Annotated in this window: 10 protein-coding genes, 1 tRNA gene and 1 pseudogene; 8 read left to right on the top strand and 4 right to left on the bottom strand. The window is 71.6% G+C overall.

The genetic code is table 11. The annotated features are described in order from the left end of the window. Positions 1-66 precede the first annotated feature (66 nt). Positions 67-1,071 carry a GNAT family N-acetyltransferase gene (locus CFK39_RS05890; protein WP_089064679.1) on the top strand — a complete coding sequence of 335 codons (1,005 nt, stop codon included), beginning with the start codon at positions 67-69 and terminating at the stop codon, positions 1,069-1,071. A 58-nt stretch (positions 1,072-1,129) separates the two neighbouring features. Here CFK39_RS05890 and CFK39_RS05885 read toward each other — a convergent pair whose 3' ends face one another. Continuing rightward, the gene (locus CFK39_RS05885) at positions 1,130-1,867 is read right to left on the bottom strand and encodes an MgtC/SapB family protein (protein ID WP_089066305.1); all 738 of its coding nucleotides are present in this window, start codon (positions 1,865-1,867) and stop codon (positions 1,130-1,132) included. A 256-nt stretch (positions 1,868-2,123) separates the two neighbouring features. Here CFK39_RS05885 and CFK39_RS05880 point away from each other — a divergent pair, with 256 nt between their 5' ends. From CFK39_RS05880 to CFK39_RS05855, 6 genes and pseudogenes are all read left to right on the top strand, one after another. Next, complete coding sequence (locus tag CFK39_RS05880; RefSeq protein WP_089064678.1) at positions 2,124-3,026, top strand: ABC transporter ATP-binding protein; 903 nt, start codon at positions 2,124-2,126, stop codon at positions 3,024-3,026. Next, complete coding sequence (locus CFK39_RS05875; protein WP_089064677.1) at positions 3,023-4,060, top strand: ABC transporter substrate-binding protein; 1,038 nt, start codon at positions 3,023-3,025, stop codon at positions 4,058-4,060. Before CFK39_RS05880 ends, CFK39_RS05875 begins: the two co-directional genes overlap by 4 nt. Next, positions 4,057-4,908, top strand: a complete 852-nt coding sequence (locus CFK39_RS05870; RefSeq protein ID WP_089064676.1) for an ABC transporter permease — start codon at positions 4,057-4,059, stop codon at positions 4,906-4,908. The genes CFK39_RS05875 and CFK39_RS05870 overlap by 4 nt, the downstream gene beginning before the upstream one ends. Positions 4,909-4,985: 77 nt before the next feature. Continuing rightward, positions 4,986-6,223: pseudogene (sfnG, locus tag CFK39_RS05865) on the top strand (dimethylsulfone monooxygenase SfnG). Further along, positions 6,220-7,623 (top strand): O-acetylhomoserine aminocarboxypropyltransferase/cysteine synthase family protein, encoded by a 1,404-nt coding sequence (locus CFK39_RS05860; RefSeq protein WP_089064675.1) that lies wholly within the window; start codon positions 6,220-6,222, stop codon positions 7,621-7,623. The pseudogene sfnG and the gene CFK39_RS05860 overlap by 4 nt, the downstream one beginning before the upstream one ends. After that, entirely contained in the window at positions 7,620-8,129 is a 510-nt protein-coding gene (locus CFK39_RS05855) for a CoA-binding protein (RefSeq protein WP_089064674.1), read from the top strand. The genes CFK39_RS05860 and CFK39_RS05855 overlap by 4 nt, the downstream gene beginning before the upstream one ends. A 70-nt stretch (positions 8,130-8,199) precedes the next feature. On the opposite strand, the gene CFK39_RS05850 is transcribed toward CFK39_RS05855, so the two are convergent. Further along, positions 8,200-8,862, bottom strand: a complete 663-nt coding sequence (locus CFK39_RS05850; protein WP_089064673.1) for a pentapeptide repeat-containing protein — start codon at positions 8,860-8,862, stop codon at positions 8,200-8,202. A gap of 63 nt (positions 8,863-8,925) precedes the next feature. After that, positions 8,926-8,999, bottom strand: a tRNA-Met gene (locus CFK39_RS05845). A 423-nt stretch (positions 9,000-9,422) separates the two neighbouring features. On the opposite strand from CFK39_RS05845, the gene CFK39_RS05840 reads away from it, so the two are divergent. Then, complete coding sequence (locus CFK39_RS05840; RefSeq protein ID WP_172805644.1) at positions 9,423-10,985, top strand: HNH endonuclease signature motif containing protein; 1,563 nt, start codon at positions 9,423-9,425, stop codon at positions 10,983-10,985. 16 nt (positions 10,986-11,001) lie between these two features. Here the strand turns inward: CFK39_RS05840 and hemL are convergent, their stop codons facing one another. Continuing rightward, the gene (hemL, locus tag CFK39_RS05835; protein WP_089064672.1) at positions 11,002-12,336 is read right to left on the bottom strand and encodes a glutamate-1-semialdehyde 2,1-aminomutase; all 1,335 of its coding nucleotides are present in this window, start codon (positions 12,334-12,336) and stop codon (positions 11,002-11,004) included. Positions 12,337-12,338: the final 2 nt, after the last annotated feature.

The raw sequence follows: 12,338 nt of genomic DNA, 5'->3' as shown, positions 1-12,338 counted from the left end.
GCGCCGCTGGGCGGAGGCCCGGAATATTCGATGGAGGGTGCGGGCCGGGCGTGATGGGATGGCGTGATGAGCGCCGCCCAGTCCTGTTCTGCCCAGATCCTTCCCGTCGACCCCACCGACCGTCGGGCGCTGCTCGCCTGGAACGCCGTGCTGGGGGAGGGATTCAATGCCGGGCGCGAGGCGGCCTGGTGGGCGAGCGAGGAGACGATCCTCGCGCGCTTCGGGGATCCGAGGCCGGAACGGCTCTCCGTGTTGCTGGTCGCGCACCTCGACGGTGAGATGGTCGGAGCAGCGGGCGCCGACGTCGACCCCGGTGACCCGGCCGAGATCGAGATCTCCGTGCTCCCGGCCCATCGCCGCCGGGGCATCGGCACCGCACTCGCCGCCGCCCTGCGCGAGACGCTCGCCGGCCAGGCCGAGGTGGTCCAGGCGGAGACCTACAGCGAGGCGGGCGTGGCCTTCGCGCTCGCGCAGGGGATGCGGGTCGGCAACCAGGAGCACCGTCTGCTGCTCGATCTGCCCGTCGACCGGCCCCTCGACCTCGAGGCGCTGCGCGCCGAGGCCCGCCCCACCCCCGGGATCGAGGTGCGCACCTGGCGGGGCGCCTGCCCCGAGGACCTGGTGGAGGACTGGGCACGTCTGACCACCCAGATGGAGGCCGACGTGCCGATGGGGGACCTCACCCGTCCGGCCTCCCGCGCGGAGGTCAGCGAGATCCGCCGCAACGAACAGCGGATGGATGCCCAGGGCTGGACCCTGGTGCGCGGCCTCGCCCACGCCGACGGAACGGCTGTGGGGTACACCGAGATCTTTCTGAACCGTCACGACCCGCAGATCCTCACTCAGGACGACACCCTGGTGGAGCGCGCCCATCGCGGCCGCGGCATCGGCCGCGCCCTCAAGCTGGCGAACCTGGAGAACCTCGCCGGCGTGCCCGAGGCGGGATCCGCTCGCTGGATCCAGACCTACACCGCGCTGGACAACGCGCCGATGCTCGCGCTGAACCGGGCGCTCGGCTTCCGGGAGGCGGACGTGCTGAGCATCCTGGAGGGTCCGCTGCACGCGGGATGAGGGCACGACCGCAGGCCGTGATCACCCCGGCCCCGGAGCGGGCCGGTAGGCGGAGCGCTCAGATCTCGTCGCTCTCCTGGTCGTCGCTGTCGTCATGGTCCACCCGGAGCGAGACGCGCTGGACCCCGCGGATCTCCATGAACTCCGGGATCAGGTCCCGCAGCGGGATGCGACCGTGGAAGCGGACGTCCACCTCGACGGATTGCCGCTCCCCGTCCTCCTCGAGCCGTCGGCTCCTGACGACCGACGAGGAGAAGCCCATGGCCGTGGCGGAGGACAGCAGGTCCCGCAGCACGCCGGCGCCGTCGATGTAGCGGACCCGCAGGATCCGGTAGCGGTCCCGGCTCGGGAGCATATGCACCAGCGGGGCGATCGCGAAGAGGGTCAGCAGGTGCAGGAACGTCAGCAGCACCGCGAGGGACAGCATCCCGGCACCCGCGGTCATCCCGACGGCCGCCGCCACCCAGATGGTGGCGGCGGTGGTGAGGCCGCGGACGACGTTGTGGCCCTTGAAGATCACCCCGGCTCCCAGGAAGCCGATCCCGGAGACGATCTGCGCGGCGATGCGGGAGGGGTCCAGCGTGACGTCGTCGGCGAGGACGGCGGAGAAGCCGTAGGCGGAGACCAGGGTGAACGCGCAGGAGCCCAGGCCGACGAGCACATGGGTGCGGAACCCGGCGCTCTTCTGCCGGATCTGGCGCTCCAGCCCGATCAGCGAGCAGAGGACGAAGGTGATCAGCAGCAGCTGAGCCTCCACGAGGCTCGAATCGTGCAGGAGCCCGACGAAGGCATCCATGGTGTAGCTCCTCAGGGTGGGGAAGGGGCTCGGCGGAGGCTCCACCGGAGCGCCCCCGATGCCGGCTCCGGCCCGGTGCGGATTCCCGGAGCACGCCCTGTCGATGGCCTCGTCGATCCGGCGCACCATCGATGGTGACGTCTGGCACATCCTAGGCGACACCCCTGCGGGCATGAGGCTCTCTACTGGCCATGACTATGACGGCTTATGACAGCGTGCTGGCCCCTTCGCGACACGCGCCCTCATCATCGTCGGCATGACCAGCACCGCCACTGCACCCGTTCTGCGCCCTGCCCCCGGGAGGCCGGCCGACGTCGACCCGTCTCCCGCCCGGGGGCGCCCGAACGGGGTGCGGCTGGACGCCATCGCCCGTTCCTTCGAGACGCCGCAGGGCCGCCACGAGGTGCTGCGGGATCTCGATATCGAGCTCGGCTCCGGCGAGATCGTCGCCGTCGTCGGCCCCTCGGGCTGCGGGAAATCGACCCTGCTGCGCCTGATCGCGGGGCTGGACCGGCCCAGCGCCGGGGTGATCCGTCTGGGCGGCACCGCGCTGCGCGGCACCGATCCGCGCACCGCGGTCGCCTTCCAGGAGCCGCGCCTGCTGCCCTGGCGCACCCTGGCCCAGAACGTCGCCTTCGGCCTGCCCCGCGGCCTCGGCCGACGCGAGGGCCGTCAGCGGGTGCAGGAGCTGCTGGCGCTGGTCGGTCTCGAGCACGCCGCTGCGCTGCGGCCCCGCGAGGTGTCCGGCGGCATGGCCCAGCGCGCCTCGCTCGCCCGGGCGCTGGCCCGCGGCCCCGAGGTGCTGCTGCTGGACGAGCCCTTCGGGGCGCTCGACGCCCTGACCCGCCTGCGCATGCAGGACCTGCTGCTGGAGGTCCATGCCGCCGAGCCCACCACCGTCCTGGTCGTCACCCACGACGTGGAGGAGGCGCTGTATCTCGCGGACCGGGTGCTGCTGCTGCGCTCCCTCCGCCAGCACCCGCACTCCGGATCGCTCGCCCGCACCGTCGAGGTGCCCGGCGCCCGGCCCCGCGACCGCGCCGATCATGCCCTCGCAGCACTGCGCGTCGAGCTCCTCCAGGGCCTCGGCGTGCATGCCCACCAGACCGCCCCTTCCGCCTCCCGCATCGCAGACCTCACCTCGGAGAACCTCTCATGACCCACCGCCTCAGCCGCCGCACCGCCACCACCCTCGGACTGACGGCCGCGGCCGGGATGGGACTGGCCGCCTGTGTGCCCGGAGAGGGCTCGGAGAACACGGCAGCAACAGGCGGTGCCGGGCAGTGGAGCACCGGCGCGCTCACGGTCGACTGGGCCACCTACAACCCGCTCAGCCTGGTCGTGCGCGAGCAGCAGCTCATCGAGAACGCGCTCGGAGACTCCGTGACCGTGACGTGGGTGCAGTCGGCCGGGTCGAACAAGGCCAACGAGTTCCTGCGCTCCGGCTCCGCTGACATCGCCTCCACCGCCGGATCGGCCGCGCTGCTGGCCCGCGCCAACGGCTCCCCGATCAAGATCATCGACATCTACTCCCAGCCCGAATGGTCCGCCCTGGTGGTCGGGGCCGACAGCGACATCACCGGCCCCGCGGACCTCGCCGGCCGCCCGGTCGCCGCCACCCCCGGCACCGACCCCTACTTCTTCCTGGTCCAGACCCTCGCCGAGGCGGATCTCGGCATCGACGACATCGAGCTGCAGCCCCTTCAGCACGCCGACGGCTACTCCGCCCTCGAGGGCGGCAGCGTCGAGGCCTGGTCGGGGCTGGACCCGATCATGGCCGCCGCCGAGGTCGAGTCCGCAGTGCAGCTGGTCTACCGCAACGTCGACTTCAACACCTACGGCGTCCTCAACGCCACCGAGGACTTCATCGAGCACCACGCCGATGTCGCCCAGGTGGTGGTCGACGCCTATGAGCAGGCCCGCAGCTGGGCGCTGGAGAACCTCGAGGGGACAGCGCAGCTGCTGGCCGATGCGGCGAGCATCGATCTGGAGGTCGCCACCGCCGTGATCACCGAGCGCTCGAACCTCGATGTCTCCGGCATCCCCGGCGAGGACCAGCTCGCGGTGCTCGAGGCGATCTCCCCCATGCTGGCGGAGTCCGGGGACGTGCTCGGCGGCGCGGAGGCGCTGGAGAAGGCCCGCGGCTCGCTCCTCCACGACGCCTTCGCCCTCACCGCGGTGGAGGAGCAGTGAGCGCGCAGGTCGCCGCAGCGCCCGGGCCCGCCGCCCCCGAGCGCGCCGCAGGCGCCCCGTCGGCCGCCGCTGCCAGCAGTCGCCCAGCGCTGTGGGACCGCACCGCCGTGCGCCTGGCCGCCGGCGCCCTGCTCCCGGCGCTGATCCTCATCGCCTGGCAGCTCGCCACGGCCACCGGCCTCGTCCCCGCCTATCGCCTGCCCGGCCCGCTGGCCGTGGTCCAGGCCGGCATCGAACTGATCGAGCGCGGCGAGCTGGCGGTGCACATCGCGATCTCCGTGCAGCGCGTGCTGCTGGGCTTCGCGGCCGGCTCCCTCGTGGGCCTCGCCGTCGCCGCGATCGTGGGACTGTCCCGCGCGGGGGAGGCGCTGCTGAACCCCACCCTGGCCGCCCTGCGCGCCGTGCCTTCGCTGGCCTGGGTGCCGCTGCTGATCCTCTGGCTGCAGATCGGCGAGGAATCCAAGATCACCCTGATCGCCATCGGCGCTTTCTTCCCCGTGTTCACCACCGTCGCCGCCGCGCTGCGCCACATCGACCCGCACCTGGTGGAGGCGGGCCGCTGCTTCGGCCGGCGCGGCTGGTCCCTGCTGCGCACCGTCCAGCTGCCCGCGGTGATCCCTTCGGTCGTCTCCGGGCTGCGCCTGGCACTGGCCCAGGCCTGGCTGTTCCTGGTCGCCGCCGAGCTGATCGCCTCCTCGATGGGCCTCGGCTTCATCCTCAACGACTCCCAGCAGACCGGCCGCGTGGACCGGATCCTGCTGGCGATCGTGCTGCTGGCCCTGCTGGGCAGCCTCACCAATGCCCTGCTCGGCCTCGCCGAGAAGAAGCTGCTGAAGAGGTGGGCCTGACCCTCGCGCCCACCGCCCATCCATCCCTGACCCACCGCCCAGCTGGCCCTGACCCACCACCCGCCCCAGGAGGACCCATGCCCATCACCGTCCCCGCCTCGACTTTCGAGACGCCGCTGAAGTTCGCGTACTGGGTGCCGAACGTCTCCGGCGGCCTCGTCGTCTCCACCATCGAGCAGCGCACCGACTGGCAGCTGCCCTACAACTCGCGCCTGGCCCAGGTCGCCGAGGCGTCCGGCTTCGACTACGCCCTGACCCAGACCCGCTACGCCGCCAGCTACGGCGCGGACAAGCAGCACGAGGCCTCCGCCTTCTCCCTCGCCCTGCTCGGCGCCACCGAGCGGCTCAAGGTCATCGCGGCCTTCCACCCCGGCATGTGGCATCCCGGCGTGCTCGCCAAATGGCTGATCACCGCCGATCATCTCTCCGGCGGTCGCGCCGCGGTGAACATCGTCTCCGGCTGGCTGAAGGACGAGTTCGTGAAGTTCGGCCTGCCCTGGCTCGAGCACGATGAGCGCTACGTGCGCACCGAGGAGTTCATCTCCGCCCTGCGCGGGCTGCTCACCGAGAACGGGTTCTCGCAGTTCGGGGACCACTACGTGATCGACGACTTCACCCTGAACCCGAAGCCGGTGGACGTACCCGGCCGCCCCCATCCGGAGATCTTCTTCGGCGGCAACTCCACCGCCGCGCAGTCCGCCGCGGGCCGCGTCGCCGACTGGTACTTCTCCAACGGCCGCACCCTGGAGGGCTATGAGGAGAACGTCGCCGGGGTGCTCGCCTCCGCCGCCGCAGCGGGTCGTGCCCCAAGTTCGGGCTGAACGGCTTCGTCATCGCCCGCGAATCCCGGCAGGAGGCGGAGGAGACCCTGCGCGAGATCGTCGCCAAGGCCCACCGCCCCGCCGTCGAGGGCTTCCGCCGATCCGTGCAGGAGGCCGGCGCCTCCACCAAGGACGGCAAGGGCATGTGGGCCGGCTCCTCCTTCGAGGACCTCGTGCAGTACAACGACGGCTTCAAGACCCGCCTCATCGGCACCCCCGAGGAGATCGCCGACCGCATCATCGAGTTCAAGAAGGTGGGCGTGAATCTCATGCTGACCTGCTACCTCCACTTCACCGAGGAGGTCGCCGCCTTCGGCCGGGACGTGCTGCCGATCCTGCGGGAGAAGGAAGCTGACCTCGCCCGCGCCCGCGGCACCGAGCTGAACACCGACCTGCTGCCCGTCGTTCCCGGAGTCTCCGCCGAGGACGCCGCGCAGGCCGCCTTCTCCACCCTCCCGGACGATCACCCGGCCAAGCAGGGAGCCGCCGTATGACTGCCCAGACCCAGCAGGCCCAGCAGACCCAGCAGGCCCCGTCGGCCGCCCCGGCGCCCGCGTCCAGCCCGGAGCGGAGCTTCGGGTTCCGCACCCGCGCCCTGCACGCCGGCGGCACCCCGGACGCCCAGCACGGTGCCCGCGCGGTCCCGATCTACCAGACCACCTCGTTCGTCTTCGACGATGCGGCCGACGCCGCGAACCTCTTCGCACTGCAGAAGTACGGGAACATCTACTCCCGGATCGGCAACCCCACCGTCGCCGCCTTCGAGGAGCGGATCGCCTCGCTCGAGGGCGGGATCGGCGCGGTCGCGACCGCGTCCGGGATGAGCGCGGAGTTCCTCACCTTCGCCGCGCTCGCCGGGGCGGGGGACCACCTCGTCGCCTCCGCGCAGCTGTACGGCGGCACCATCACCCAGCTCGACGTCACCCTGCGCCGCTTCGGGGTGGAGACCACCTTCGTGCCCTCCTCCGACCCGGAGGAGTACCGCGCCGCGTTCCGCCCGGAGACCAAGGCCCTCTATGTCGAGGTCATCGGCAACCCCTCCGGCGAGATCGCCGATCTCGAGGGGCTCGCCGCCCTCGCCCATGAGCACGGCGTGCCGCTGGTGGTCGACGCGACCCTCGCCACCCCCTACCTGGTGCGCCCGCTCGAACACGGCGCGGACATCGTCATCCACTCGGCCACCAAGTTCCTGGGCGGGCACGGCACCACCCTCGGCGGGGTGGTCGTCGAATCCGGCCGCTTCGACTGGGGCAACGGGAACTTCCCCACCATGACCGAGCCGGTGGACTCCTACGGCGGGATCCGCTGGTGGGACAACTTCGGTGAGTACGGCTTCCTCACCAAGCTGCGCTCGGAGCAGCTGCGCGACATCGGCCCGTCCCTGCCGGCGCAGTCCGCATTCCAGCTCCTCCAGGGCGTGGAGACGCTCCCGCAGCGCATCGACGCCCATCTCGCCGGGACGGAGGCCGTGGCGCGCTGGCTCGAGGCAGATCCCCGGATCTCCTACGTGACCTGGGCCGGGCTCGAATCCCATCCCCATCACGCCCGGGCGCAGAAGTACCTGCCGCTGGGTCCCGGCTCCGTCTTCGCCTTCGGAGTGCGGCCGACGGGGCAGTTCGACTCGCCCGAGGAGGAGGCCACAGCGGCCCGCGCGACCGGCGAGCAGGTGATCGCGAACCTGCAGCTCGCCTCGCATCTGGCGAACATCGGCGATGCGCGCACGCTCGTCATCCACCCCGCCTCGACCACTCACCGCCAGCTCTCCCCGGAGCAGCTCGCCGCGGGCGGCGTGCGGGCGGATCTGGTCAGGATCTCGGTGGGCCTGGAGGACATCGAGGACATCCTGTGGGACCTGGACCAGGCGATCACCGCAGCGACGGGGGAGGCACGATGAGCGAGCAGACGATCCCGCGCACCTGGCAGGGCCCATCGGCCCCGGACCGGCTCGCGATCCTGCGCCGCGCGAAGAGCATCGCGATCGTCGGCGCCTCCGCGAATCCCGCGCGGGCCAGCTACTTCGTGGCGACCTACCTGCTCTCCAGCTCCCCCTACGAGGTGTTCTTCGTGAACCCTCGGGCCACGACGATCCTGGGCCGCCCGGCCTACGGCTCGCTCGCCGAGCTGCCCGTGGTGCCGGACCTGGTGGACGTGTTCCGCAGGGACGCCGACCTGCCGGGCGTTGCGCAGGAGTCGGTGGCGGTGGGCGCGAAGTCGCTGTGGCTGCAGCTGGGCTCCTGGAACGAGGAGGCGGCGGCGATCGCTGAGAGTGCGGGGCTGGAGGTGGTGATGGACCGCTGCGTGAAGATCGAGCACGCCCGCTTCCACGGCGGCCTGCACCTGGCCGGGTTCAACACCGGAGAGATCAGCGCCAGGAAGCAGCGCCTCAGCGGACGCGGCTGAGCGTACGATCACTCCTCAGGCGCGGGTCGGAGCTCCTCCGGCCCACGTTCTGCTGTCCGGGCACCCGCTCTCAACCCTCGACGCGGATCCCCAGATGGCCTGCGAAGACCGGTGCGAGCGTCGTGACCTGCTGCGTATTGAGCGTGGCGCCGGCCATGCCCTCGAGGTTGCTGATCGCCCCGATTTCCAGGCCCCGCAGATCCACGTCTTTCAGCGTGGCGTGGGCGAGTGCGAGGCTGCCGGCGCGGCAGTTCACGAAAGCGACCCGGGTGGCGGTGACCCCCGCGAGATCCAGTTCCTCGATCGTGCAGTCCTCGAAGAGCACGTCCTCGAGGGTGCTGGAGCGCAGGTTGATCCAGTCGAACTTGCTCCCGGTGATCCGAGTTGAGCGCATCCCGGCGTCGAAGATGTCCAGCGCCCCGATCCGGGAACCGCTCAGCTCCACGTCGCGCCAGGTGGACCGGGTCGCATCCAAGACAGGGGCATTCAGCCGCTCGATCCGGGTCTCGATGAGCCGGGCGTGCTGCAGGATCGTGGCGTGGGCGGTGACCCCGAGCAGCTCGCACTCGGTGAACGTCGCACCGGAGAGGTCGCAGCCGCTGAGGTCGGCGCCCTCGAGGGAGAGCCCCTCATGGTGCTCATGCGCAGCGAGGTCGTCGGCCGCTGCGGGCTCGAGACCCGGAAGGACCAGACGGCTCAGCACGGGCTTCTTGGTGGCGGTCGACCGGCGCACGGGGCTCCTCGGAGAGTGGGTCAGATGGGGCTGGTCGAGCCTACGGGGTGCGGGGGACGGCGGACGCTTCGGCAGGATTCGAACCTGCGACCCACTCCTTATGGGGGAGCTGCTCTGCCGGGCTGAGCTACGAAGCGCGGTTCCGGCGGGGCCGACGAGGACCAGCCTGGGGCAGGGGAGCGGTGCTGTCGAGCCGTCCGTCATCGGCCGACGCAGAGCGTCGTGCAGCGTCCCCGGGGGTCACGTCGGTACGCGGGGGTGGTGCCTCGAGGAGAGGTTGGAGCCCCGGGCGGCGCAGGGTGAGGCGCAGGCTGGGCTGTGGACCGTTCCTCCACAGTCGGCATTCATCCACATTCTCGACGACGGGCTTGCGAAGTCGCCTACAGAAGAGGTGTCAGACATTTTCAGGATTTTGTCCTGGTCGCACCCGAGGTGCCGCTGTTCTGGGGTGATGTCTGGCTCTATGTTTGTCTCGCTCTCTACTTCTCCTCCACAGCGAAAGTTATCCACATTTCGCTCGGGGCCTTTCATCTGTCAGGGGCAAGGGGAATCATGGAGTCATGTTCGAAAGCGTGCGAGAGAACGGTGCAGCACCTGGTGATCCCCACCAGGCGCTCGTCGATGCCGTGCACGCCGGTGGTGTCGCGGCGCTCGCCGCAGCGCTGGGAGATCAGGGCTTCATGCTGCGGGAGCTCGCCCTGCGACCCCGAGAGCTGTTCGTCCCCGATGAGGCGCTCGGCGGCGCGTACACGAACGTGGTCGGCATGATCCACGAGCTGCGCAGCGCGATGGATGCGCTCGAAGCGCGCGCCGTCGTCGCCCTCGCCGAGTCGCTCATCCGCGAGAGGCAGGCGGAAGCACGGGCCCACACCGCGCACGAGAGCGACCAGGCCCCACCCCCGAAGAAGCTCTTGCGCGAGGCGGCGAACGAGGCGGCGCGGGAGGTCTCGATGCTGACCAGGAAGTCCCCGGCCTCGGCCAGCCATTCCCTGGCGTCCCAGCGCCGATTGGTCGCGGATATGCCCGAGATGCTCACCGCTCTCGCCACGGCCCAGATCACCAGCACGGTCGCCCACAGGACAGCCCGCTCCTTCGCCCCGCTGTCACCGGCCCAGCGCACCGCGGCGGATCGGTATCTCTGCGAGCGGCTGCCCGATCTCGACGGCGCCGGCTCGGAGACCTGGAACGGTGCCACCGCCGCGGCGATCGCGGCGGCCGACCCCGCCGGCCAGGGACGCCGCCACCGGCGGGCGATGCAGGAGCGTCACGTCACCCTGCGGCGCGCCGAGCACGGTATGGCCACCATCTCCGCCCGGGTCTCCGCGCTGGACGGGGCGAAGATCCGCAAACGGCTCTCCCTCGAGGCCGAGCGTCTGCGCGCCGCTGGAGATCGCCGCGGCCACCAGGCGATCCAGGCCGACACCTTCGTCGACACCCTGCTCGGCCAGGAGGAGGCGATGGTGCCGACCACCCTCGACATCGGCGTCATGATCACCGACCGCGCGCTCCTGCACCCCGGGACAGGAGATCTCGCCCAGATCGAGGGCTACGGCACCGCCCCGGCGGAGGTGCTGCGCGAAGAGCTGCGCGGTCCGTGCGGAGCGGCGCTCGCCCAGCAGGACGAGAACGCGATGGGCCCCGACGGTCCTGCGCTGGGCGCCGTGCTGAGACGCCTCTTCACCCATCCGCGCACCGGTGAGCTGGTCGCGGTCGAGTCCCGCGCCCGGGCCTTCCCGGCAGCGCTGGCGAAATTCATCCGCTGGCGGGACCAGGTATGTCGCGGGCCCCACTGCGACGCGCCGATCCGGCAGATCGACCACATCCGGCCCCACGCCTCCGGGGGTCATACCTGCCTCGACAACGGACAGGGGCTCTGCGCCCACTGCAACGGCAAGGAGCAGCAGACCCGCAGCGTCCGGCGCGTGGAGAGCACCGGCGCGGACGGTCACATCGTGGAATGGACCAGCCGCGCCGGCACCCGGCGCCTCACCCGCCCGCGAGCCCTCATCCGGCCCCAGGCACCGCCTCGGCCCGTGATCCCCGCGGCTCCGTCGCGCAGGAGACCCGTCCACCGGAGGAGGCGTCGGCCGCCCTCGACCCGATCACCCGATACTCCCGCCTGATCTCCCCCGAACCGGGTCATCCCCGCGCCGCGGCCGCGGCCGCGGCGGGCAGCACCGACGCGATCCGGTCCAGGACCTCCGGGGTGTGGGCGGTCGAGACGAACCAGGCTTCGAAGGCTGAGGGCGGCAGGTAGACCCCGCCCTCGAGCATCGCGTGGAAGAAGCGGGTGAACGCCTCCGTGTCCTGTGCCTTCGCGTCCTGGTAGCCGAGCACGGGCTCCTCACGGAAGAACACCGAGAACAGGGTGCCGGCCCGCTGGATCGTATGCGGCACCCCGGCCGTGGTGAGCGCGTCGGCCACCAGCTGCTGGAGGGTGCGGGAGGCGCTGCCGAGGATCTCGTACGCCGCCGCGTCCAGGCCCGCGAGGGTGGCCAGGCCCGCCGCCGTCGCGAGCGGGTTCCCGGACAGCGTGCCGGCCTGGTAGACGGGTCCGGCCGGGGCGAGCAGCCCCATCAGGTCCTCGCGGCCGCCGAAGGCACCCACCGGCAGACCCCCGCCGATCACTTTGCCGAAGGTCATCAGGTCCGGGGCCCAGTCGGCGCCGGTGACGCCGGCTGCGCCGGGACCGTCGATCCCGTAGTAGCCCTCGGCGCTGGCCCGGAACCCGGTGAGCACCTCGTCGCTGATCAGCAGGGCGCCCGCGGCATGCGCGGTCTCGGACAGGAAGCGGTTGAAGCCGATCCCGTCCTGCTCCGGGGGCGTGACCACGCCCATGTTCGCGGGCGCGGCCTCGGTGATGATCGCGGCGATCTCGGAGCCGCGCTCGGCGAACAGCGCCTGCACCGCCGCCCGGTCCCCGTAGGGCAGCACCACGGTGTCCCGGGCGGTCGCGGCGGTCACACCCGCGGAGCCCGGCATCGCGAAGGTCGCGACCCCGCTGCCGGCCTCGGCCAGCAGCGCGTCCACATGCCCGTGGTAGCAGCCGGCGAACTTCACGATCACGTCCCGGCCGGTCGCCGCGCGGGCCACGCGCAGCGCGCTCATCGTCGCCTCGGTGCCGGAGTTGACCAGGCGCAGCTGCTCGACGGGGCGGATGCGGTGCACGACCTCCTCGGCGAGGGAGACCTCGCCCGGCTGCGGGGCGCCGAAGGACAGTCCGCGACCGGCCGCCTCCCGCACCGCCTCGACCACCGCGTCGTGCGCGTGGCCGAGGATCATCGGGCCCCAGGAGCCGACCAGGTCCACGTACTCGTTGCCGTCGGCGTCGTGCAGCAGGGCGCCCTTCGCCGAGGTGAGGAACGGCGGGGTGCCGCCCACCGAGCCGAAGGCCCGCACCGGCGAGTTCACGCCCGAAGGGATCACCTGCTGGGCGCGGGAGAAGAGGTCGGTGGAAGAGATCGTGCCGGTCATCG

Origin of the sequence: Brachybacterium avium (assembly GCF_002216795.1) — a bacterium.
In the GTDB taxonomy this organism is placed as follows: Bacteria; Actinomycetota; Actinomycetes; order Actinomycetales; family Dermabacteraceae; genus Brachybacterium; species Brachybacterium avium.
This window is presented reverse-complemented; position numbering and strand designations above follow the sequence as displayed.